Source organism: Priestia sp. LL-8 (genome assembly GCF_036227845.1).
Classification (GTDB): Bacteria; Bacillota; Bacilli; order Bacillales; family Bacillaceae_H; genus Priestia; species Priestia zanthoxyli.
This window is the reverse complement of the sequence record NZ_JAZAQH010000001.1, coordinates 522190-543584: the sequence shown is the minus strand read 5'-3', so window position 1 is coordinate 543584 and position 21395 is coordinate 522190. Positions and strand designations below refer to the sequence as shown.

Sequence of the window (21395 nt, the reverse complement as noted above, 5' to 3'; positions counted from 1 at the left end):
CCCTAACTATAACAAATTATTATATAAAATTCAGCTTAAGACCTTTATTTTCTCAGAAAACGATAAATTCTCTTCACAGATTGGGCTAATTCCTCATAGTATATATCAGCATTCGCCTACTAAAGGAAAGAAAAAGAGGATTCGTTTATGAATACTTTTACCATTTCTCTAAAACCACTAGAGAACCATATGAGCAACGACATTTACATTAGTTCTGCTCTGTTCTCCCGTGTGAAGTGCAAGCACGAGTTTACGTTAACAGTAGGCTCCATCACGAAAGAAGTCGAAGCCACCGTGTTTCAGCATCGAGAATGCTGTTTCATGATGTCAGAAGCTCTATTTACAGACTTTCGCTTTCCGTATGAAACGCATCAGCTGAGAGGCATTTATGAAGAAAACACGTTTAGGTTGGGGCCCGTAATTAGCATCGTAACAGAAGTTCGAGAAGATGAAGAACTCTTCGGCTCTATTTCTGTATTTTGTAAGGAATTTGTTCAAGCTTGCAAGGAGCTAGGGTGTTTTTGCTATGTGAGCAAATTAAGCGACGTGAAGTCATTATCCCCTAAAGGATATGTTTATCGCGCTGATCGATGGGTTTATTCAGACGTTCCCTTTCCGGGAATCGTACACAACCGGATTCATGCCAGGAAAACGGAGCAAACCGCTGATTTTCAAACCTTTAAAACATTTTTAAAAGAACATGACGTTCCTTTCTTTAACGCACGCTACTTAAATAAATGGACGGTTTTTCAACAGCTTAAAGATGTTGTACACTTGCTTCCATATTTGCCAAAAACGTATCAACTTCGTTCACGTCAAGATCTTCTTGACGCTTTGGAACTTCATGACGATGTTTTTTTGAAGCCTGTTCATGGCAGCCAAGGAAAAAATATTTTTAAAATTTCAAAGAAAGAGAAGTATATTTTAGACTATACAACGTTTACGCAGACGTATGAAAAAGAATATGAATCTCTTTATGACTTATTTGAAACGCTTTATAGTCAATTAAAAAGGCAAGGATTCCTCATCCAAGAAGGAATTTCACTGCAGACATACAAACAGTGCCCTTTTGATTTCCGCATTCTCTGTCATAAAAAAGACGACTTGACGTGGAAAATCACGTCCATTGTCACACGTGTATCAAAACCCGGCAATTTCGTCTCAAATCTTGCCCGTGGAGGAGATATTCATCCTCCTCAACAAGTGTTAACTCAGCTCTATGATTCAAAAACTACGCGCCATATCCTTTCACTTTTAAAAGAGATTGCGATTGAAATTTGCACGCAGCTTTCTCATCCGTCTGAACTTTATGCAGAATTCGGTATTGATTTAGCGATTGATCAAGAAGGAAAGCCTTGGATTATTGAAGTAAATGTCAAACCTTCCAAACAATCAGATTCAAGCTCTTTCTCTGTCCGTCCATCAACAAAAGCACTGCTTGATTATTGTCTGCACGCAACGAATTTTCAATTTGCCAAGGAGGATTTACGATGATTTCATTAGGCTTTTTAACGATTCACCCACAGCAAGAAGTAGAGTACGTGACCGAAATTGCTAAACATGCTTCTGAGTTTTCCATTGAAATATACCGTTTTACTCCTTTTAACATTCATCCTAACACCGAAAGTATTGAAGGCTTCCGCTACGATTTACAACAAAAGAAATGGATAGAAGATTCCTTCTTACTTCCTTCATTTATTTACGATCGCTGCTTTTATCGAAAAGATTCGCTGTCTAAAAAGGCTCGCCCTATTGTAAACTGGCTTAAACAGCGGGAAGATGTTACATTTTTAGGCCATGGATTACCCAATAAGCTAGATGTCTATGAAGTAATTAAAAAAGATAGCTATTTATCTTCATATATTCCTCCTACCACTCCAATCGAAAGTGTAGAGCAGCTTGTTCAGCTGCTTCGAACCAACGATAGCCTAATGATTAAACCTGCCAACGGCTCACAAGGTAAAGGGATTGTGAAATTAAGACAGCGCGGACGTGAAATTGAAGCTTCTTATCAACAAAATGACATTGTAAACACCATTTTATTTTCCTCTTTTCAGGAGTTTAAGAACTGGTTTACGAAAACGACCCGTGATGTACTGTATATTGCTCAGCCTCATATTTCATTTTTCCCTTATGAACGCACTCCTTTCGATATAAGACTGCTATTACAAAAAGGAAACGATGGTGCTTGGAAAGAAATTGGAAGAGGAATTAGACAAGGTGAACGGGACTCCATCGTAACAAATGTAAGTTCAGGAGCATCTATTGTACCTTTTGAGAACTTGCTACCTCGCATCCCTCGCGTTCATCGTCAATATGTAATGGATGAAATCAACACCATTTGTAAAACGATTCCGTCCGTGCTGGAAAATCACTTTCCTTCTCTTTTTGAATTAGGTATTGATTTATGTATCTCGAGAGACTTCAGCATCTGGATTCTAGATTTAAATTCGAAACCGGGAAGAAAAATAGTAATGGAGACAGCACCTGAACAAAAAGAAGTCATGTATAAAAATGTCCTGTCTTACTGCGTCTATTTAGCTAACACACTATCGTATCGTAAGGAGTAATGCTATGAAAAAAACTCTTACTCGCCTTGTTGTAGTAGAGCAGCTAGGCTGCGATCTTTCTGTTCCTGCATCTCTTTACAAAGACTCCTTGAAACAAGCAGCTTTTGGAACAATGACAGCTCCATGCCTTATACAATCTTCAGAACGTGAAGAAATTCAGATTTCAGCTGAGCTAATGACAAAACTTCAAATTCCTTTCGCCCATATGATGCAACCTATTATTGTGAATGAGACCATTCACTTAGGACCTTTAATCGGTGTGTTATCCGCTGGTTTTACTGGTTCTCTGCTACGGCCAATTGGAAAGCGTTCCCTTCACTTAGCTAAACTTCTTTCTACTGCAAGTATAACAGGGGGACTGCCTTTTATTTTTGGAACTCATCATATCAACTGGGAAACCGGGACCATAAACGGCTATTTTTATGAAGAAAGCGGCTGGACACAGCATGAAATCCCGCTTCCTAACGTTGTATATAATCGTTTGCCAAATCGAAAAACAGAGGGGTTAGCGCCTTTTAAGTTCATTAAAGAAAAGATGATGACTGATTACGGCATTCCATTTTTTAATCCTGATTTTTTCAACAAGTGGGAAATTCATGAGCTTTTAAAACTGAACGAGCAGACAGCCTATTTGTTACCTTACACAGTTGAAAGTCCTTCGTGTGAGCAAATAAAAAAACTTCTGTTTCTTCACCAAACCGTTTATTTAAAACCGAAAAACGGAAGCTTAGGCCGCGGCATTTATACCCTATCTTTTAAGGATTCCATGTACACGCTGACTTACAAAGGAGAAAAAGGTCTTCATGTTCAAGAAAAAGAAACCTTAGAGGATCTATTATCAGAATTTGAATATTTACTTACTAATCCTTCCTACATTGCTCAGCAGGGTATTTCATTAATCAAAAAAGAAAAGCGCTGTATAGACTTTCGCGTGCATACGAATAAAGACGGCAATAACCAATGGGTGCTTACTGCTTTAGCTGCTAAAGTAGCCGGTCCCAACAGCATCACTACGCATCTTGATTACGGCGGAGAAATTGAAGCTACAGCCAAAATATTCACCAACCCTTCTTACAAAAAAGAAATTGAAAATAAGCTAAAAGATGCCGCCATCTCAATTAGTCATGTGCTTGAACAGGAGTTGAACGGATTAATTGGAGAGCTTGGATTCGATTTTGGAGTGGATTATCAAGGAAATGTATGGCTGTTTGAAGCTAACTCTAAGCCCGGTCGCTCTATTTTTTCACACCCTGCCTTACGAAAAGCAGATCAACAAACTAGAAAACTTTCTCTAGAATATGCGATTTACTTATCTGGATACTATCTAAATACACCTGAAGGCATCAGCATATGATTACAATTTACTATCACAAAGAAAAGCAGCAGTGGTTTCATCATAACCCTTCAGCCTCTTACACATGGGGAGTTCAAGAAATTGAACTTCCCTTTACTCAAAACATTTCTTCTACTCAAGCTTTTCTTGGTTTAAAAGGAGAAAAAGTCGGCCCTATTGTGGGAGTTTTAACGAACAAAGATGTTTTGGAAAAACTGAATGTAAAACAGCGCCCTTTATTAGAACTCTTACATCATACCCTGCAAGAAAAAGGCGGGCTTCTTGCTTTATTCGCTGAAGAAACAATGTCTCATCACTTCTTTGAAGGGTATTGCTTTGACGGTGCAAAAAAGCAGTGGATCAAAACAACTTTGCCGCTGCCAAACGTTATATATAATCGTTATCCAGGAAGAAAATCAGAAACCAAGAAGCTGACATCTTTACATCAAAAAATTAAAGGCAAGCACATCCCACTTTTTAATTCCGCTTTTTTTTCAAAATGGAAAGTATATCAATTATTTTCAAAGGATCCACTACTATCTTCTCACCTTCCTAAAACCTATCGTTTAACACCAGAAATTGATATTGCTAAGCTTCTGCAAAAACACTCTTCCCTTTACTTTAAGCCTATTAACAGCAGTAAAGGCGCTGGAATTTTTCGATTATCTTCCCATAAGCATACGATTATTTACCAAGATCATAAACGCAAAGAAGAATTTTCTTCTTTAAAAGCAATTGACCTTCCCAGGTCTGCTTATCTCATTCAAGAAGCGATTGAGACGCAACCATTCAAAGACAGGCGCTATGACTTACGTATTTTAGCGCATCACAAAGATAGCCGATATGTTATTAGCGGCGTCGGTATTCGACATAGTCCCTATCAATCCATTACAACACATACTTTAAACGGCGGAAGCATTTCACCTTTTCAAGATCTTGAAGATGAAGTAGATACTTCCTTTCTTTCGTCTTTTGTAAATAGGTGCGGGCAAGTCCTTCAAAAGTCCTTCCCTCTAGTTGAAGAATTTTCTCTTGATATGGCAAAATCAGCTCAAGGGCAGTATTATTTGTTTGAAGTGAATGCAAAGCCGATGATTTTTGATGAAACAGATATTCAAACCCAAGGTGCTAAACACATATGCAACATATTTTACAAATTAACAAAATTTTTAGATTAAATGATTTTTCATCTCCTTTTCTCATGGTAAGCTTATAATAACTAATTGAGAAAGGAGATTTTCTTTATGGTTTCACACTTTCAGGTTAAACCACTGTATCAAAATAATCGAATGCCAGGCTGGCACATCTCGTTTTATATGAATCGGGTTTATTATGAGGCTGATTATTTAAAAGATGGACAAATTGTATGGAAAACTGCGCTTTCTAATCAAATAGATGAAACACAATTAATTGATTATATTCATGAGCTTATGCTTTTTCACGTTTATGAATAGTAAGCTTTCACCGAAGGGAACGAGCACAGATGAAACAGCTGCACACACTATTTGGGGATAAAATGATTAAGGCTAAAATCCCTTCTCAATTTGAACGTTACAAATGGTTTTCATGTGATGAAGGCTTCATTGGAATTGAACACACGGCTTTATCTCAAAAAGAGCAGGCGTTACTTTCTGCTTTTTTAACTCCTTATGATGAGAAAGTTTCTTTCCTAACGCCAGAGCAATTGTATTGGTCAAACCTGTTATTTGAAGCACCTGAAAAAGTCATTCACTCTCATCATACGCACCATTCTTTTCGCTTCACCCAGTTTTTAATTAAACGTTTGTTTGAACAAAAAATAGAGTTTGAAAATGCGCTTCACGCCTTGTATTCTACCTCCATTACTGTGTTGTGGATTGATAAACAATCAGGTATCGTTATCGAAACCTTTAATGATCCTAATGACTTAACTGAAAATTTATCAGATTCTATCGAGGTGCTATGTCATGATTTTGAAACTTCGATTCAGTTCTTTGAAGGACAAATTCACTTGTTTCCGTCTTCACCGCGATTAATTCTTGAGCGTGAAAAGAAATGGTTTTATCAAATCAAGCATACAGTGGAACAAAACCATGTTATCCATTTTACTGACGTTTTACCCCATTTGGTTCTACAAGAGTCTTCAGAGGCAATCCAAAATCATATGATACATTTACTTGACTTAGTAAAAGATGATGGAGATCTGTTAGAAACGATTAAAGTTTATTTAGAATGTAATTTAAACGTATCTCTTGCTGCTAAGAAATTGTACATGCATCGCAACAGCTTGCAGTATAGAATTGAGAAATTTATTGATCGCACACACCTTGATATCAAACACTTCACAGGAGCTGTGTCTGCTTACTTAGCCATTCTTGCTTTAAAAAATTCTCAAGATGGAGAATAAAATGAAAGGGTTTTCGTAAATAGTGCACGAAAACTCTTTCTCTTTTTTGTGCATGTTTGCCATTTACTGTTTCATTAAAAAAAATTACACTAGAGTTAAGAAAACGGTTTCACAGAGTACATACAAAGGGGAAATGGAAATGGCTGAATTACGTTTAGAACATATTTATAAAATGTATGATAAAGATGTGACGGCAGTAAAAGATTTTAACCTTCACATTCAAGATAAAGAATTTATTGTATTTGTTGGGCCTTCAGGCTGTGGGAAATCAACAACGCTTCGTATGGTTGCAGGGCTAGAGGAAATTTCCAAAGGTGATTTTTATATTGACAGCAAGCGTGTAAATGACGTGGCTCCAAAAGATCGCGACATTGCAATGGTATTCCAAAACTACGCATTGTATCCGCATATGAGCGTATATGACAACATGGCTTTTGGTTTAAAACTTCGTAAATTACCAAAAGATGAAATCGACCGCCGCGTAAAAGATGCCGCTCGTATTTTAGGACTTGAGCAATACTTAGAGCGCAAGCCAAAAGCATTATCCGGCGGACAGCGTCAGCGTGTAGCCCTAGGTCGTGCAATTGTTCGTGATGCTAAGGTCTTCTTAATGGACGAGCCTTTATCAAACTTAGACGCGAAATTACGTGTGCAAATGCGTTCTGAAATTGCGAAGCTTCACCAGCGTTTGGGTACAACGACAATTTACGTAACACATGACCAAACCGAAGCAATGACAATGGCTTCTCGTCTAGTTGTTATGAAAGATGGGATTATCCAACAGGTTGGTACACCAAAAGAAGTATACGAAAAACCTGAAAATGTATTTGTAGGCGGGTTTATTGGTTCTCCTGCTATGAACTTTTTAACCGGAACGTTAAAAGACGGAAAGGTTCAAGTAGGCGATTCGCTTCTTGCAGTTCCGGAAGGTAAAATGAAAATACTTCGCGAGCAAGGATATTTAAACAAACAAATTATTTTAGGCATCCGTCCTGAAGATTTTCATGATGAGCCTGTATTTATTGAATCTTCACCTGGCACAAAAGTTACAATCAAAGTCGATGTATCCGAGTTAATGGGAGCTGAAACCATGCTTTATTCTAAACTTGGCGGACAAGATTTTGTAGCGCGCGTGGATTCCAGAACAGATATTAAACCGCTTCAATCTCTAGACTTAGCATTAGATATGAACAAAGCTCATTTCTTTGATGCAGAATCAGAACAGCGCATCCGTGCTGAGCACGAATAAAAAAAGACCTCTAGGGGTCTTTTTTTATTCCTGTATTTGCTGCAATTCTTCACTGTGACAAGTAGAGCAGTAAAAGAGATGAATACATTGGTGATTTGCTAAATCACTAGGATACCCATTTTCTACTTTTAACTGATCGATTTCCATGTAAGCACTGTAATCATCAAAATAATCGCTGACTTTTCCCATATCCCCCAGCACTCCTCCACATGTTTTGCACGTCATTTGTACATCACTAAACCCATTACATAAGGAACAAATCGACATCCGCGCACCTCGCTTTACCTGATCAATATGTACCTATAATATGCACGGAATAAAACTCTCTTACTCTTTATCAAACTCCATATAAAAATTTCTATAAATTACCAATAATTTTCTATGTATATGTTTTTTTACCTTTCGCCATAATACTAGTAACAACCGAGCACAACAGCTCGCAAACATTGAGTTACGCCGCGGTAGGCAAGCAGGTCTAATCGATGTATCTGCTCGGCTGGTTCAACTCCAGCTAACTCAACCATTACAATCTATTTTATCTAACGAGGAGATGAATACACATGGCAAATTATCAAAACGCATCAAACAGAAATTCATCAAACAAGTTAGTAGCGCCTGGTGCTCAAGCTGCTATCGATCAAATGAAGTTCGAAATCGCTAGTGAGTTTGGTGTAAACTTAGGACCAGATGCAACAGCTCGTGCGAACGGATCTGTTGGTGGCGAAATCACAAAACGTTTAGTACAATTAGCTGAGCAAAACTTAGGCGGCAAGTACTAATATTAACTAATTTCATATTATGGCTTTAGCGCTCCAAGATCTCTTGGAGCGCTTTCTAATTTCTTTTAATCAGCTTCCTCATTCTTATTCGCAAATGATTTTACGGAAACTTTGCGAATACGTCGATTTTCTACTTCCTTAATGGTAAACAATATCTCTTCATATGAGAAAAAGTCTCCTTTAGCAGGAATATGATCAAACTGCTCATATATCCATCCCCCTAAGGTATGGCACGTACTGTCAGGAGAACTAACCGCTATATAGGTTAAAAATTCATCAATAGGGATGTCGGCGTTAAATTCGTACTCCTTTTCCCCTATCTGGTGTACATACTTAACAGCTTCATCATGTTCATCCCAAATTTCTCCTACAATTTCTTCTAATATATCCTCTAAGGTCACAAGACCGGCCGTTCCCCCAAACTCATCAACTACAATTGCCATGTGAACCTTACTTTTTTGGAGCTCTGGCAATAGAACAGATATTTTCATGGATTCTACTACAAAAATAGGTTGTCTCAACAAATCACGAATAAAAATCTCTTTTCTTTGGACTAAACAGGTTAAAAATTCTCTTTCTGATAAAATGCCAATAATATTATCGATATGATCTTCGTATACAGGGACTCTCGAATATCTCTCTTCAAGAAACATTTGACAAACCGAATCAATATCGGCATTTACGTCAACTGCTGTGACATCTATTCTAGGTTTTAAAATTTGCCCCACCACAATGTCATTAAAATTGAGTGAACGATGAACTAGCTCTTTTTCAATATTATTAATCGTTCCTTCTTCTTCGCTTAAATCTACCATCACTTTAATTTCATCTTCTGTAATCGTTGGTGTAGGGGCAGACGCTAACAAGTGAGCAGTTCCTTTTTTCACCTGTAAAAATAAGAAGGAAATCGGGGTTAACAATTTAATAATAATAAATAACAAGGAAGAAATCATCAGCGCAAAAGATTCAGCATGCTCTTTAGCTAACGATTTTGGCAAGACTTCACCAAAAATCAAAATGATGATGGTCATAACGATGATACTAATCACGAGTGCTAGGTTTCCTTTAAACACATCGAGGGCAATTTTAGCTGCCAAAGAGGAAGCAGCAATGTTTACGACAACATTTCCTACTAAAATTGTCGATAGCGTCTGTTCAAAGTGTTCAGCAATATGCAGCGCTTTTTTACTTCCCCGATGTTTTTTCTCAGCGTAATGTTTTAAACGAATTTTATTTACGCTTGAAAAGGCTGTCTCAGCAGATGAAAAGAACGCTGATAACATAAGCAAAACGACTAATATCATCATTTGATTCAGAGGCAAGTCTCCCAAAAGACATTCACACTCCTGTTTTTTGATTTTTCTGTCTTTTTGTCATATCAAATTTTTTTGTTGTTGAATATTTCATTCATCAACTTTGTATTACTTTATGCTACGCATGCTTTTTATTATGAATAAGTATACAGATTGTATATCCTAAAGAATAGATACTATCTTTTATAGAGGGGTGTAGCCAATGAAAATTTTACTATTAGGCTCTACAGGGCGAGTTGGACAGTCTTTATTAAAAATGATGCTCAAAGATGAAAACGACGTTACTGTACTTGTCAGAGACCGCAATAAGCTAAAAATCAGTCATCCAAACCTACATATCTTACAAGGCGATGTACTTCATCAAGAAAATATCAACTTTGCCCTCAAGCACCAAGATATTGTAGTCAGCGCGTTAAATACAGATGGTGCAGAGACGATTTCAAAAAGTATACCGCTAATTATAAACAGCATGAAGCATTACGGCGTTCATCGTATTCTTACTATTGGAACTGCAGGCATCTTACAGTCACGAACAGAACCAGAAAAGTATCGTTTTCAATCAAATGAATCAAAGCGTAAAACGACCAGAGCAGCAGAAGATCATTTAAAAGGATACTTACACTTGAAGGAAAGTGATCTAAACTGGACTGTTATATGCCCAACATACTTGCCTGACGGTGAAGTAACAGGCACTTATCGAGTGGAAAAAGATATTTTACCAGCTGATGCGGTTAAAATTTCAACGGGAGATACCGCTCACTTTACCTACCATGAGATATGGGCTCAAAACTTCTCCAAATGCCGCGTTGGAATTGCTTATTGAAAAATCAGAAGAACTTTTCGTTTTCAAAACGAGAAGTTCTACATCCAGAAAATACCGATTATAGCTAATCCACCTAGAACAAAACCTCCTATTTGACCAACGAGAGCCGGTGTCAAAACAGGCTTTCCTTTTTCTTTCTCTAATGCGCTAATATCAAGCTTCATCTGATACATTTCTTCTTTTAAATCTTCAATCTGGCCGTGCAACGCTTGAATCTGACGTTCTTGGTCACTCATCGACTATCTTCCCCTCCCTTTTTATTTTTATCATATGCGTAAAAAAGTTAAAGCTTTACTTTTCAGCATCACTTTTTCTAAATGATAAAAACTCCTTTCCCCGGCTTTAGGATAAAAAACTCTTTCCTTCTCATAATAAAAAAGAATAGAGTCCTTAGTCACTGTTGAAAGGAGAACACGATGATAAAACTTGTGTTGATTCGGCACGGACAAAGCGTGTGGAATCTTGAAAATAAATTTACAGGCTGGACGGATGTAGATCTTTCTAAAAATGGATTGCAAGAAGCGCGAGAAGCTGGAAAAGTGCTAAAGAAAAACGAATATACTTTTGATATTGCCTATACTTCTGTTTTAAAACGATCCATTCGCACTCTATGGATTATCTTACATCAAATGGACTTCATGTGGATTCCTGTATACAAATCTTGGAGGTTGAATGAACGACACTACGGAGCTCTTCAAGGTTTGAACAAAGAAGAAACCGCAAAAAAATTTGGCGAAGAGCAAGTACATTTGTGGAGAAGGTCGATGAACGAACGCCCTCCTGCTTTAAAGACAACAGATATTCGCTATGAAGCTTCCAACCCTAAGTATAAGGAATTAGCTAAGGGACAATTTCCTGTAACGGAAAACTTAGCTGATACAGAAAAGCGGGTTCTAGAATATTGGAACGAAACTATTGCTCCTTCTATTAAAGCTGGCAAAAGAGTTATTATTTCCGCTCACGGTAATACGATTAGAGCTCTGATGCAGTATTTGGATAACATTTCACCTGATGGCATTGCGAACTTGAATATTCCCACAAGTGTGCCGCTTGTGTATGAGCTTGATGATAATTTAAAGCCCATTAGACATTATTACTTAGGCATCGACGGAGAGATTCCTACACATATTCCTTCTTCATAAAAAACGTGCCTAGATTGTAGGCACGTTTTTTTATGTGTTTGAACGAAAGTATTTTCTATACGCCCAGTGATTAGTAGGACCGTGTCCGGAACCAATTTCAAGCGTATGCTTAATCGCATAGTGAACAAAATCCGAGGCGGTTTGAACTGCTTCAACCACGCTTTTGCCTTTTGCTAGTTCAGCCGTGACGCAACCAGCAAACGTGCATCCCGTTCCGTGTGTATGCTTTGTATTCATCTTTTCATGCGTGATTTCAACGTACGTATGACCATCATACACTATATCAATCATATCTTGATGAGATTGATCATGTCCGCCTTTAATTACCACGTGCTTTACACCCAGCTCATGCATCTGTTTTGCCGCTTCTTTTCTGTCTTCAATCGTGTGAATTTCTTTACCCGTGATGACTTCCGCCTCCGGTATGTTCGGCGTAATGACTTCACAAAGAGGCAACAATTCTTTTAGAGCCTGTACAGCTTCTCTTTGAAGAAGAGATTGACCACCTTTTGCAATCATAACGGGATCAACTACAATATTTTGCAGTCCGTACTGTTTGATTTTACGAGCCACTGCGTAAATAATATCAGCACTGAACAACATACCTGTCTTCACTGCATTGGGAAATAAGTCAGTGGCAATTGAATCTAACTGCGTTTCAACTGCTTCTACTTCTAAAGGATAAACTCCTTGAACGCCAACTGTATTTTGTGCAGTCACAGCTGTAATAACAGACATGCCAAAAACGTCACGCTCTTGAAATGTTTTTAAATCTGCTTGAATTCCTGCTCCTCCACCGCTGTCTGATCCAGCAATGGTTAATGCTTTTGGTACTGTCATGCTTGAAACCTCCATCTCTTTCTTACCCAATATACCGATGATAAAGTGACTTTGCTTCTACTATATCGTTTGTTCCATGGACAAAGACTCGTCCATCTTGAAACATCACTAAACGGTAATCATCTACATAAAAAGAAAGCAGATACGGATTTTGTTCAATTTTATATCCTTTTTCTTTTAATCGTTCACCTAAAGACTGCAGCGGCTGCTTAGCTGATTTGCCCGGACGGATTTGTACCGTGTTTCTTCCGCATAGCACAGCTGTTTTCGTTTGATTTTCATATTGTAAAAAGGGATACGTTTGTTCACTGCCGCATGAGCGGCAAGCAGATTTGCGAAACACGTTCACATTGATGCTCGTATACTCATTTTTCCATACGTCAAACGAAACAAGTTCCCTTCTGAGCGCATTCCAGTCTCCGACTAATATTTTTAACACTTCTGTTACTTGATGAGCGACTACCATTTGTACAGCAGGACTAATAATCCCCACTGTATCACATGTTAACCCTCCAAGCGGTACAGACTCAAGCAAACAGGATAAACACGGTGTTTCACTTGGTATGATAGTATAACTAATTCCATAACTTCCTACACATGCTCCATAAATCCAAGGAATATCATATTTTTGTGATAAATCATTCATTACAAGGCGTGTGTCAAAATTATCGGTCGCATCAATCATAACATCTATCCCCTCAACAAGCTGTTCTAAAACTTGAGGGGTACCGTCTGCTACGTGCGCTTCTACTTTTACATCATGATTAATATCGTGAAGCCGTTTTTTAGCGGCAATTGCTTTTGGGATTCTTTTATCAGCATCTTTTTCACTATACAATTGCTGCCGCTGAAGGTTGCTCCACTCTACATAGTCCCGGTCAATGAGCGTTATTTTCTTTACCCCCGCTCGCGCAAGGGCCTCGGCGTTCCCTGTTCCAAGAGCACCTGCTCCTACAATCAGAACATGCTTTTCTTGAATTTGCTGCTGTCCGCCTTTTCCAATAGGTTGAAACAGTTCTTGGCGGGAATAACGATTAATCAACCGATACTCATCCCTTCTGTTGGACTGCTTGCCGTTGCATATTGTTTCTTTTCAATACGTCCTGCTTCAAATGCTGCTCTTCCTGCTTCAATCGCTAGCTTCATAGCACGAGCCATTTTCACAGGATCTTTTGCTCCTGAAACAGCTGTATTTAATAACACACCATCTGCTCCTAGCTCCATAGCTTGAGCCGCATCTGAAGCCGTTCCAATACCTGCATCTACAATTACTGGAACAGTTGATTGTTCAATGATAAAACGCATGTTCAACGGATTAATAATACCTTGACCTGAACCGATAGGCGAAGCTCCTGGCATAATGGCATGTACGCCTAACTCCTCTAAACGACGCGCAAGTAAAACATCATCTGATGTGTAAGGTAAAACGGTAAAGCCCTCCTTTAACAGCTCTTCACTAGCTTTTAATGTTTCAACTGGATCAGGAAGCAGCGTTTTATCACATCCAATTACTTCTACTTTCACCATGTCACAAAGTCCAGAAGCTTTAGCTAATTTAGCAATACGTACCGCTTCTTCTGCAGTTTTTGCTCCAGCCGTGTTAGGTAACAGAGTGAAACGCTTCACATCAAGCGCTTCTAGTAAATTAGGCTGATTTTGATCAAAAATATCCATTCGTCTAACAGCAAATGTTAAAATTTCTGTTTCCGACTCTTCTACCGCTTGACGCTGAGTCGTAAAGTCCGGAAATTTCCCTGTTCCTAATAATAAACGTGAATTAAATGTATATTGTCCAATTTTTAACATACTCTTCATCCTCCTCCTACAAATGAAACGACTTCTAATGTATCTCCATCTTTTAAACTTGCATCACTATGTTCTTCTTTTTGTAAAATGTTCTTGTTTAGCTCAACAATTACCACTCGTTCATGCAGGTTCTGAGCCTGCAACAAGTGCTCGACCGTTTCAATTTCATCTCCAACAGTAACGGTCTTACCATTAATGATTAGATTCAATGAACTCCCTCCATTACTCTCGTTAGCTGAAATGATGTAAAAAATGAATGATTCGGCTCTTTCCCTACCAAAGCATCAGCCATAATTTTTCCAGTTGCAGCACTTAATAAAATACCGTTTCGGTAGTGGCCAAACGCCATGTGTAGATTCGCTATTTCAGGATGCTCTCCTAAATAAGGCCAGCCATCATTTGTTTGTGGACGAAGACCTGCCCATGCTTTTTCAAATGTGGCTTCTTTAATAGCCGGCAGAAGCACAGCAGCTTTATCCAGCAGAAATTGAATACCTTGTGCAGAAACGGTCTTAGTAAAATCATGCTGCAGCTTAGTTGCCCCGATTACGATTCTTCCACCAGCCTTTGGAACTAAATAAAAACCTTCATCTAAAAAAATCGTTTTAGAAAGCAGCGGCTTATGACTTTGAAGAGCAATACACTCTCCTTTTACAGGAAATACCTGACCTAAATGTTCAGAAGAAATAAAACGTTTAGCCCATGAGCCTGCTGCGATCACTACTTTTTCTCCATAAAAAGAGCCTTTAGACGTCTGTACACCTTTTACTGTTTCATTTTCCGTAATAAGAGAATGAACGTCACAGTATTCAAATACATCTGCTCCGTGATACAAGGCTCCATGAGCAAGAGCATGTGTTAACTTAGCCGGAGCTAGCTGGCCGTCTCCAGGTATTGTAATGGCTCCGTATATGTCTGGAGAGAGCCCCGGTTCTAACAACCGCGCTTCTTTTACGTCGATCCATCTTACATCTTTGTCCCATTGATGATGCTGATCGGCTTTTTTCTTTAATACGTGTGCATCTTCTTCTGTTACAGCGACTTTTAATAAGCCTTTTTGAATAAGCTCTACGTCGATTGCCGTTTTTTCTTTTAGTTCCTTCACCAGTTCAGGAAACATACTTCTGCTCTTAATAGCAAGGTCTAAAAGAGGACCTTCTTCATCAATTTCAGCTTGAGCACCTAAAATACCAGCAGCTGCACTTGAAGCTTCACAACCAATTTGATTGCGCTCAAGAATGGCTACTGACGCTCCTTGTTTTGACAAATGATAAGCGATAGAAGAGCTAATTATGCCTCCTCCGACTAACAGTACATCATAATGCTGCTTCATTTTCTCCACCTCCAGATGTCCATATATGAGAATATTGTTTGATTGCTTTAAGCGGATCTTGCGCAAGCATGACACCAGACATCACAGCTATACCGTGTGCTCCTGTTTGCAGCACCTCTTTGGCATTTACAGGTGTAATTCCACCAATCGCAATAACTGGTATCTTCACAGCGTCTACTACTTCTTTTAACGCTGCTATCCCTCGGCTTTTTAATTCTTTTTTTGAATGAGTTGAATAAATATGTCCGTATAGAATATAGTGAGCTCCATCTTTTTCAGCTTCTAGAGCTTCTTCCACAGAGTGAACTGATTTTCCGACAATAAGAGAAGGAAATGCGTCTCTAACGCACGAAACGTCTAAACTATGATAGGCAAGCTGCACCCCTTTTGCTTTTAAAGCATGCGCTACATCAACTCGGTCATTTACAATCATTTTAGAGCGACAAAATGGCAGGCTTTCTAGTAAACATTGAATCTGCTTTGCCGTTTTCTTTTTTTCTCTAATATGAATGGCACCCGCAAAAGGCACGATAGCCGTTAAAATGTCCCGAACCTCTTCAATTGGCTGCTTATCTGTTGTAATGACATGAAATTTAGGAATATCCATATGATCGAAACCTTTCCATTCAGAATAAAGAGAAATTTCAATCACTTTATCTTGTGTAGAGGGCTTTATTACATACAAAAAAACCACCCTACAACGTAGAGTGGTTAGCATGTATCGTTATGTAAACATGATCGCCACTTCCCTACGCTGGTACAAACCAGATCAGGTTCAAAGGGTCCGAAATACATTCGTCTCAGCTTCAAAAAGCTCCCCTAGTGATTGCTATTTATTGATTTTGTTTTTGCACTTAAAATTATAACACAACTAGATGTAAATACAATATCTCTTTATGCTCTTACGGCTCTCTTCCTTTTATAGATGTATCTTTTAAGCTTCTTTACTAAGAGGCCCGGCGCACCGCACCATTCTGCTTTTTATATGGTTAGTAATCGGTATAGTCGTCAAATTCTTCTTTGTCTTTTTCCTTTTTCCGATCCCATATAAACAGCAGGAGTAACATAATAAAAGTTAGAATATAAAAACCGTAAAAAATAAATGCCGCCACAACATTTATAAATAAAAATAAAAAACCGATGATCTGACCTGCAACAGCCACAATCAACAAAATGTATTTCCAAACTTCTGCTTTTCTATCCATTCTCTACTTCTCCGTCTTTTTGTTTTTCCCTACTAGAAACTACTAGAAACGTTCTCTTTATTTAAATAAAAACGTTCCTGCCAGTAAACCGACTGTAAATAAACCAATTGTTCCAAATGCTGAAATCCCCACGTACACCAACATTTTCTGATAAGATTTTTCTCGAATTAACTGCACGGTTTCCACACTAAACGTTGAAAAAGTGGTAAAAGCCCCGAAAAAACCAATGCCGATCATTAGAAATATTGAATCATTATAAGCATGACTCGGAACCTTTCCATAATAACTACCGTAAAAAAGACCAAGTCCAAACGCACCAAGCAAGTTAACAAACAGCATTGATACTGGAAAAGGAGGATTTGAAGCTGTTTTTGTAACCTTTAATCCCAAAAGATAACGGCATATGCCTCCAGCTGCCCCCCCAAGTGCCAAGCTCACTATGCTCATTTACTTCACCTCATGTACTTTTACTAAATTTTTTCCTGCCGCTTCACCGCATAGATAGCCTGCTAAAGCAAAAAGGATTCCACCTACTAAAGAGACAATGAAATAAATGGCTCCACCCCATAAATAATGCTGAGTGAGAGAAACGAAGTCTCCTGCAAACGTTGAATACGTGGTAAAACCGCCGCATAAGCCCACGCCTAGTCCAAGCTTGATCCATTCCTTTGGCTGTTTCCATGCAAAAAATCCCGTTAATAGTCCTAATATGAAGCTACCTAATAGGTTTTCAATTACTGTTCCTATTGGATACCCCGTATATAATAAGGAAAGATTTAGAAAATAACGTGCATATGTACCAGCGATAGCACCAAAGGCAATTGAGATTAAGTTTATGGCTTTCATCATATCGCTCCGTTTCATAAATTCTTCTTTAAGTGTACCATAAGGAATTTATTTCTACCTTAACATTTAACTATATGTTTATTGCACCAAAAGTCATGAAAAAATGAAAGAGAAAATCGTCGCATGAAACTTCCTTTTTACTCCTCAAACATCCCTTAAAAATCCATTTAATCCAAATTATAAAATCTTTCTGTATCCTTATGACAAACCGTGTATAGAAGGTATATTTCCCTTATTTTAAGTCACATTAATCGTATAAGTTTTTTTTGTTGACTTTTGCTGTGTTCTTGTTTAGTATCACAGAGTATCATTTCCTATCAGAATACTAGGGGGTTTAGAAAATGAAGAAATTTGCTGCACTTTTGTCGCTACTATTAGCTTTCACAGTTGTGCTTGCCGCATGCGGTTCTAGCTCAAAAAATGAAGCAAACAATGGAGACAATAAATCTTCACAAGAAGATTTATACAATAAAGTGAAAAAAGATGGCGTATTAACAATTGGAACTGAAGGTACATACCCTCCGTTCACTTTTCATGACGACAAACAAAAGCTAACTGGGTTTGATGTAGAATTGGCTCAAGAAGTAGCTAAACGTCTTGGCGTAAAAGCTGAGTTCAAAGAAACACAGTGGGATGGCATGTTTGCTGGATTAGATGCTAAACGATTTGACATGATTGCTAATGAAGTTGGTATTCGTGAAGATCGTCAAAAGAAATACGATTTCTCTGATCCATACATCCAGTCAGGGGCTGTATTAATTGTTCGTAAAGACGAAAAAGATATCAAATCATTTAAAGATTTAAAAGGAAAAAAATCAGCGCAGTCATTAACAAGTAACTATAAAGACATGGCTCAATCTTATGGTGCAAACATTACGAGTGCTGAAGGTTTTGCTCAAGCAGTAGAACTAATGAGCGCAAACCGTGTTGATGCTACAATCAACGATAAATTATCGTTCCTTGACTATAAGAAAAAGCACCCTAACGCACCTATCAAAATCGCGGATGAAAAATCCGATGGTGCTGCAAGCGGCTTTATGTTTAGAAAAGACAGCGGTAAGTTAGTGGATGAAGTAAACAAAGCATTGAAAGATATGAAAAAAGACGGAACATACGCAAAAATTTCTAAGAAATGGTTTGGCGAAGATGTTTCTCCTAAATAATATTTTCCCTGATGGAGAGCGATTGAATCAATTGATTTCAATCGCTCAATCATCTCTCTTACCAATGCTAAAGGGAGCTATTCAATATTCTATTCCACTAACATTAATCACGTTTGTACTCGGTATCATTTTAGCTGTCTTAACAGCCTTGGCTCGTTTATCATCTATAAAAGTTTTAAATATAATTGCGCGCATCTATGTATCGATTATTCGAGGTACACCGCTGCTTGTGCAATTATTTATTATTTTCTACGGCTTACCCAATTTAGATATAACAATTGACCCATTTATCTCTGCTATTATTGGATTTTCATTAAGTGTAGGTGCGTATGCATCTGAAATTATCCGAGCAGCGATTCAATCTATTCCTAAAGGACAGTGGGAAGCTGGCTACTCACTTGGTATGACCTATTCCCAAGCGTTAAGACGGATTATTTTACCGCAAGCAGCACGTGTATCGATTCCGCCATTATCTAACTCTTTTATTAGCCTTATTAAAGATACGTCACTTGCATCGCTTATTCTTGTTTCTGAGATGTTCCGTAAAGCTCAAGAAATTGCTTCGACTAACTATGAATTTTTACTTCTTTATAGTGAAGCAGCGCTCTTGTACTGGATTATGTGTACAATCTTATCCATTATCCAAGGACGCATTGAAATAAGACTAGATCGTTACGTATCTAAATAACCGTTTCGAGTAGCTAAAGGAGTTTTTCATATGATTAATATCAAAAATTTGCATAAATCATTCGGTGATTTGCAAGTATTAAAAGGGATTGATTTGGAAGTTGAACAGGGCAAGGTAATTGTATTAATTGGTCCTTCTGGATCGGGTAAAACTACTTTTTTACGTTGCTTAAATCTTTTAGAAATCCCAACAGACGGCACGATTGAACTTGATAAAAAAAGCATGAATTTCACCAAACCTGTTCGTAAAAAAGACATTACTTCATTTCGAAGCCTAACAGGTATGGTCTTTCAAAACTATAACTTATTTCCTCATAAAAGTGCGCTTGAAAATGTTATGGAAGGTCCTGTAATTGTAAAAGGCGTTTCTACTCAAGAGGCAGAAAAAAGAGGTAAAGAATTGTTAACACGCGTTGGCTTAGGCGATAAGCTCGACTTTTACCCTTTCCAGCTGTCTGGCGGACAACAACAGCGTGTTGGCATCGCCAGAGCAATGGCGATGGACCCAAAAGTTATGCTATTTGATGAGCCTACTTCAGCTCTTGACCCTGAGCTTGTAGGAGACGTTCTTCAAGCGATGAAAGACCTGGCAAAAGAAGGAATGACGATGGTGGTGGTAACTCACGAAATGCGCTTTGCCCGTGAAGTAGCAGATGAAGTTATTTTTATGGATCAAGGTGTCATTATGGAAAGAGGTACACCGGATCAAATATTTTCAAATCCTCAACAAGAGCGGACACGTCAATTCTTGAATATGATTCATTAAAAAGGTTGCACATTTTCACGTGCAACCTTTTTCTTTATTTGGCTACTGCTTTTTTCATTAAATCTGTAATGTACGCAAAGAATGCTTCAGCTGTGACGTCATACACGACGTCTACAGGTCGTCCCTCTTCAGAAATTTCTGTTCTTCCTTGTCTTGGTGTTTCTGTATACACAATACTCGAAACGGTTTTTACCTTCACAAGTGTTGAATTCCCTGTAAATGCTGTTGTGAGTACACCCCACAAATAATAAGTCGAATTGGTTTCAACATGCACAAGCGGTGGGCAAGCCGCGTAGCACTGCCCTACAAAGTCTACTCCTTCATACCTGCGAAGTGAAGCCCACATTTGGCGAATAGCCGGCGTTAATGGAACTTGATTCGTGCTTTCTAAAGCAACCATCTCAATTTTAATGCTGCTTTCCCATACTTTTGCTACTGCTTCTGGATCCCAAAAAGAATTCCATTCCGCCGTTCCATCATGTTCAGGCTCCTGCACATTTCCTACTTCTTGAAATGTACCGCCCATCCACACTAACTTGTCAATTTTCTCTTCTATTTCCGGCGCTTTTTCAAGTGCTCTTGCCAAATCAGTTAGCGGTCCTGTAAATAATAAAGTCGTTTTTCCGTCGGTGTGCTGCAATGTTTCAATTAAATGATCATGAGCAGGAAGCTGACTTATTTTTGTTTGCACTTTCCCTTTTTCATTTAAAATCGGGAGCGCATCTACATAAAACGTATGCATGCGCCATTCTTTTGGAAATGGATTCATACCGCGTGACGTAGATTTGGCTACCTCGATATCATAACTTCCAAAACGATCAATAATTTTTTGGCTTGCGCTGATACCTGGCTCTAGATATCCGTCAGCAGGAATAACAGATACCCCCGTTACCTTTACATCATCCATTTGCAGCAGTAAAAAAAGCGATACTAAATCATCAATGCCTGCATCATGGTTAAAATATACGTTTGTGCTCATGTCTCTTCTCCTCTTTTCTATGTATTGCTAACTAATAGCTATACCGCTATTTTATAATGAAATGATCTCTTTCGTAATCAAAGTATTAGGAACTTCTTTTACTATTTTCTATAATGGGTATAGAAATAAGGTAATCTATGTATAGATGTATACATCTCAGTATAGAAAGGAGAAA

General features: G+C 38.3%; 26 protein-coding genes, 1 tRNA gene and 1 riboswitch. Of the genes, 14 read left to right on the top strand and 13 right to left on the bottom strand.

All coding sequences use genetic code 11. From position 1 onward, the window contains the following. Positions 1-147 precede the first annotated feature (147 nt). The 7 genes from U9R83_RS02895 to U9R83_RS02865 all read left to right on the top strand — a co-directional run bounded on the left by U9R83_RS02895 (position 148) and on the right by U9R83_RS02865 (position 7538). A complete protein-coding gene (locus U9R83_RS02895; RefSeq protein ID WP_014461687.1) occupies positions 148-1494 on the top strand; it encodes a YheC/YheD family endospore coat-associated protein in 1347 nt (448 codons plus the stop codon). After that, positions 1491-2570, top strand: coding sequence for a YheC/YheD family endospore coat-associated protein (locus U9R83_RS02890; protein WP_014461688.1), 1080 nt, complete (start codon positions 1491-1493; stop codon positions 2568-2570). The genes U9R83_RS02895 and U9R83_RS02890 overlap by 4 nt, the downstream gene beginning before the upstream one ends. Before the next feature lie 4 nt (positions 2571-2574). Then, complete coding sequence (locus U9R83_RS02885; protein WP_042992346.1) at positions 2575-3924, top strand: YheC/YheD family endospore coat-associated protein; 1350 nt, start codon at positions 2575-2577, stop codon at positions 3922-3924. After that, complete coding sequence (locus U9R83_RS02880) at positions 3921-5081, top strand: YheC/YheD family endospore coat-associated protein (protein ID WP_042992347.1); 1161 nt, start codon at positions 3921-3923, stop codon at positions 5079-5081. The genes U9R83_RS02885 and U9R83_RS02880 overlap by 4 nt, the downstream gene beginning before the upstream one ends. Before the next feature lie 66 nt (positions 5082-5147). Then, positions 5148-5357 (top strand): YheE family protein, encoded by a 210-nt coding sequence (locus U9R83_RS02875; RefSeq protein ID WP_013055294.1) that lies wholly within the window; start codon positions 5148-5150, stop codon positions 5355-5357. A gap of 29 nt (positions 5358-5386) precedes the next feature. Then, a complete protein-coding gene (locus U9R83_RS02870; protein ID WP_209368223.1) occupies positions 5387-6289 on the top strand; it encodes a PucR family transcriptional regulator in 903 nt (300 codons plus the stop codon). A 139-nt stretch (positions 6290-6428) separates the two neighbouring features. Beyond that, complete coding sequence (locus U9R83_RS02865; RefSeq protein WP_013055292.1) at positions 6429-7538, top strand: ABC transporter ATP-binding protein; 1110 nt, start codon at positions 6429-6431, stop codon at positions 7536-7538. A 24-nt stretch (positions 7539-7562) separates the two neighbouring features. On the opposite strand, the gene U9R83_RS02860 is transcribed toward U9R83_RS02865, so the two are convergent. After that, entirely contained in the window at positions 7563-7727 is a 165-nt protein-coding gene (locus U9R83_RS02860; RefSeq protein ID WP_223260234.1) for a hypothetical protein, read from the bottom strand. Positions 7728-7985: 258 nt separating this feature from the next. On the opposite strand from U9R83_RS02860, the gene U9R83_RS02855 reads away from it, so the two are divergent. Continuing rightward, a tRNA-OTHER gene (locus U9R83_RS02855) sits at positions 7986-8061 on the top strand. A gap of 37 nt (positions 8062-8098) precedes the next feature. Then, the gene (locus tag U9R83_RS02850; protein WP_013055290.1) at positions 8099-8317 is read left to right on the top strand and encodes an alpha/beta-type small acid-soluble spore protein; all 219 of its coding nucleotides are present in this window, start codon (positions 8099-8101) and stop codon (positions 8315-8317) included. 65 nt (positions 8318-8382) lie between these two features. On the opposite strand, the gene U9R83_RS02845 is transcribed toward U9R83_RS02850, so the two are convergent. Continuing rightward, positions 8383-9648, bottom strand: a complete 1266-nt coding sequence (locus U9R83_RS02845) for a hemolysin family protein (RefSeq protein ID WP_014461691.1) — start codon at positions 9646-9648, stop codon at positions 8383-8385. 184 nt (positions 9649-9832) lie between these two features. On the opposite strand from U9R83_RS02845, the gene U9R83_RS02840 reads away from it, so the two are divergent. Next, a complete protein-coding gene (locus U9R83_RS02840; RefSeq protein ID WP_014461692.1) occupies positions 9833-10453 on the top strand; it encodes an NAD(P)-dependent oxidoreductase in 621 nt (206 codons plus the stop codon). A gap of 38 nt (positions 10454-10491) precedes the next feature. Here U9R83_RS02840 and U9R83_RS02835 read toward each other — a convergent pair whose 3' ends face one another. Then, positions 10492-10689 carry a hypothetical protein gene (locus U9R83_RS02835; RefSeq protein ID WP_014461693.1) on the bottom strand — a complete coding sequence of 66 codons (198 nt, stop codon included), beginning with the start codon at positions 10687-10689 and terminating at the stop codon, positions 10492-10494. Between the two features lie 180 nt (positions 10690-10869). On the opposite strand from U9R83_RS02835, the gene gpmA reads away from it, so the two are divergent. Beyond that, positions 10870-11595 (top strand): 2,3-diphosphoglycerate-dependent phosphoglycerate mutase, encoded by a 726-nt coding sequence (gene gpmA / locus U9R83_RS02830; RefSeq protein WP_014461694.1) that lies wholly within the window; start codon positions 10870-10872, stop codon positions 11593-11595. A 30-nt stretch (positions 11596-11625) separates the two neighbouring features. Here gpmA and thiD read toward each other — a convergent pair whose 3' ends face one another. The 9 genes from thiD to U9R83_RS02785 form a co-directional block, all read right to left on the bottom strand. Next, positions 11626-12435, bottom strand: coding sequence for a bifunctional hydroxymethylpyrimidine kinase/phosphomethylpyrimidine kinase (gene thiD / locus U9R83_RS02825; protein ID WP_042992349.1), 810 nt, complete (start codon positions 12433-12435; stop codon positions 11626-11628). Positions 12436-12457: 22 nt separating this feature from the next. After that, on the bottom strand, positions 12458-13477 hold the full coding sequence (locus tag U9R83_RS02820) for a thiazole biosynthesis adenylyltransferase ThiF (protein WP_014461696.1): 1020 nt from the start codon (positions 13475-13477) through the stop codon (positions 12458-12460). Further along, positions 13474-14241 (bottom strand): thiazole synthase, encoded by a 768-nt coding sequence (locus tag U9R83_RS02815; RefSeq protein ID WP_014461697.1) that lies wholly within the window; start codon positions 14239-14241, stop codon positions 13474-13476. Before U9R83_RS02815 ends, U9R83_RS02820 begins: the two co-directional genes overlap by 4 nt. A 5-nt stretch (positions 14242-14246) precedes the next feature. Continuing rightward, positions 14247-14450 carry a sulfur carrier protein ThiS gene (gene thiS, locus U9R83_RS02810; RefSeq protein WP_014461698.1) on the bottom strand — a complete coding sequence of 68 codons (204 nt, stop codon included), beginning with the start codon at positions 14448-14450 and terminating at the stop codon, positions 14247-14249. Then, positions 14447-15574, bottom strand: coding sequence for a glycine oxidase ThiO (gene thiO, locus U9R83_RS02805; protein ID WP_014461699.1), 1128 nt, complete (start codon positions 15572-15574; stop codon positions 14447-14449). Before thiO ends, thiS begins: the two co-directional genes overlap by 4 nt. Beyond that, a complete protein-coding gene (locus tag U9R83_RS02800; RefSeq protein WP_042992589.1) occupies positions 15558-16181 on the bottom strand; it encodes a thiamine phosphate synthase in 624 nt (207 codons plus the stop codon). Before U9R83_RS02800 ends, thiO begins: the two co-directional genes overlap by 17 nt. A 122-nt stretch (positions 16182-16303) precedes the next feature. Continuing rightward, a riboswitch (TPP riboswitch) is annotated at positions 16304-16405 on the bottom strand. Positions 16406-16563: 158 nt separating this feature from the next. Continuing rightward, on the bottom strand, positions 16564-16779 hold the full coding sequence (locus U9R83_RS02795; RefSeq protein WP_013055279.1) for a hypothetical protein: 216 nt from the start codon (positions 16777-16779) through the stop codon (positions 16564-16566). A 57-nt stretch (positions 16780-16836) separates the two neighbouring features. Next, positions 16837-17226, bottom strand: a complete 390-nt coding sequence (gene crcB, locus U9R83_RS02790; protein ID WP_014461701.1) for a fluoride efflux transporter CrcB — start codon at positions 17224-17226, stop codon at positions 16837-16839. Next, on the bottom strand, positions 17227-17643 hold the full coding sequence (locus tag U9R83_RS02785; RefSeq protein ID WP_245229107.1) for a fluoride efflux transporter FluC: 417 nt from the start codon (positions 17641-17643) through the stop codon (positions 17227-17229). A 323-nt stretch (positions 17644-17966) separates the two neighbouring features. Between U9R83_RS02785 and U9R83_RS02780 the strand changes: the two genes are divergently transcribed. From U9R83_RS02780 to U9R83_RS02770, 3 genes are read left to right on the top strand one after another with little or no spacing between them, the layout of a single operon-like run. After that, positions 17967-18788 (top strand): amino acid ABC transporter substrate-binding protein, encoded by an 822-nt coding sequence (locus tag U9R83_RS02780; RefSeq protein ID WP_013081647.1) that lies wholly within the window; start codon positions 17967-17969, stop codon positions 18786-18788. Beyond that, a complete protein-coding gene (locus U9R83_RS02775) occupies positions 18772-19476 on the top strand; it encodes an amino acid ABC transporter permease (RefSeq protein ID WP_013055275.1) in 705 nt (234 codons plus the stop codon). Before U9R83_RS02780 ends, U9R83_RS02775 begins: the two co-directional genes overlap by 17 nt. Before the next feature lie 30 nt (positions 19477-19506). After that, on the top strand, positions 19507-20241 hold the full coding sequence (locus U9R83_RS02770; protein ID WP_013081645.1) for an amino acid ABC transporter ATP-binding protein: 735 nt from the start codon (positions 19507-19509) through the stop codon (positions 20239-20241). A gap of 34 nt (positions 20242-20275) precedes the next feature. Here the strand turns inward: U9R83_RS02770 and U9R83_RS02765 are convergent, their stop codons facing one another. Next, positions 20276-21220 carry a nucleoside hydrolase gene (locus U9R83_RS02765; RefSeq protein ID WP_328575062.1) on the bottom strand — a complete coding sequence of 315 codons (945 nt, stop codon included), beginning with the start codon at positions 21218-21220 and terminating at the stop codon, positions 20276-20278. Positions 21221-21395: the final 175 nt, after the last annotated feature.

What these genes read in the sequence shown, in the direction of transcription:
- U9R83_RS02860 (WP_223260234.1), bottom strand. Translation starts at nt 7,727, where the DNA reads ATGGGAAAAGTCAGCGATTATTTTGATGATTACAGTGCTTACATGGAA.
- U9R83_RS02800 (WP_042992589.1), bottom strand. Translation starts at nt 16,181, where the DNA reads ATGGATATTCCTAAATTTCATGTCATTACAACAGATAAGCAGCCAATT.
- U9R83_RS02880 (WP_042992347.1), top strand. Translation starts at nt 3,921, where the DNA reads ATGATTACAATTTACTATCACAAAGAAAAGCAGCAGTGGTTTCATCAT.
- gpmA (WP_014461694.1), top strand. Translation starts at nt 10,870, where the DNA reads ATGATAAAACTTGTGTTGATTCGGCACGGACAAAGCGTGTGGAATCTT.
- U9R83_RS02890 (WP_014461688.1), top strand. Translation starts at nt 1,491, where the DNA reads ATGATTTCATTAGGCTTTTTAACGATTCACCCACAGCAAGAAGTAGAG.
- thiD (WP_042992349.1), bottom strand. Translation starts at nt 12,435, where the DNA reads ATGACAGTACCAAAAGCATTAACCATTGCTGGATCAGACAGCGGTGGA.
- U9R83_RS02885 (WP_042992346.1), top strand. Translation starts at nt 2,575, where the DNA reads ATGAAAAAAACTCTTACTCGCCTTGTTGTAGTAGAGCAGCTAGGCTGC.
- U9R83_RS02785 (WP_245229107.1), bottom strand. Translation starts at nt 17,643, where the DNA reads ATGAAACGGAGCGATATGATGAAAGCCATAAACTTAATCTCAATTGCC.
- U9R83_RS02795 (WP_013055279.1), bottom strand. Translation starts at nt 16,779, where the DNA reads ATGGATAGAAAAGCAGAAGTTTGGAAATACATTTTGTTGATTGTGGCT.
- U9R83_RS02870 (WP_209368223.1), top strand. Translation starts at nt 5,387, where the DNA reads ATGAAACAGCTGCACACACTATTTGGGGATAAAATGATTAAGGCTAAA.
- U9R83_RS02780 (WP_013081647.1), top strand. Translation starts at nt 17,967, where the DNA reads ATGAAGAAATTTGCTGCACTTTTGTCGCTACTATTAGCTTTCACAGTT.
- U9R83_RS02775 (WP_013055275.1), top strand. Translation starts at nt 18,772, where the DNA reads ATGTTTCTCCTAAATAATATTTTCCCTGATGGAGAGCGATTGAATCAA.
- U9R83_RS02895 (WP_014461687.1), top strand. Translation starts at nt 148, where the DNA reads ATGAATACTTTTACCATTTCTCTAAAACCACTAGAGAACCATATGAGC.
- U9R83_RS02840 (WP_014461692.1), top strand. Translation starts at nt 9,833, where the DNA reads ATGAAAATTTTACTATTAGGCTCTACAGGGCGAGTTGGACAGTCTTTA.
- U9R83_RS02815 (WP_014461697.1), bottom strand. Translation starts at nt 14,241, where the DNA reads ATGTTAAAAATTGGACAATATACATTTAATTCACGTTTATTATTAGGA.
- U9R83_RS02875 (WP_013055294.1), top strand. Translation starts at nt 5,148, where the DNA reads ATGGTTTCACACTTTCAGGTTAAACCACTGTATCAAAATAATCGAATG.
- U9R83_RS02865 (WP_013055292.1), top strand. Translation starts at nt 6,429, where the DNA reads ATGGCTGAATTACGTTTAGAACATATTTATAAAATGTATGATAAAGAT.
- thiO (WP_014461699.1), bottom strand. Translation starts at nt 15,574, where the DNA reads ATGAAGCAGCATTATGATGTACTGTTAGTCGGAGGAGGCATAATTAGC.
- U9R83_RS02835 (WP_014461693.1), bottom strand. Translation starts at nt 10,689, where the DNA reads ATGAGTGACCAAGAACGTCAGATTCAAGCGTTGCACGGCCAGATTGAA.
- U9R83_RS02765 (WP_328575062.1), bottom strand. Translation starts at nt 21,220, where the DNA reads ATGAGCACAAACGTATATTTTAACCATGATGCAGGCATTGATGATTTA.
- U9R83_RS02770 (WP_013081645.1), top strand. Translation starts at nt 19,507, where the DNA reads ATGATTAATATCAAAAATTTGCATAAATCATTCGGTGATTTGCAAGTA.
- crcB (WP_014461701.1), bottom strand. Translation starts at nt 17,226, where the DNA reads ATGAGCATAGTGAGCTTGGCACTTGGGGGGGCAGCTGGAGGCATATGC.
- U9R83_RS02850 (WP_013055290.1), top strand. Translation starts at nt 8,099, where the DNA reads ATGGCAAATTATCAAAACGCATCAAACAGAAATTCATCAAACAAGTTA.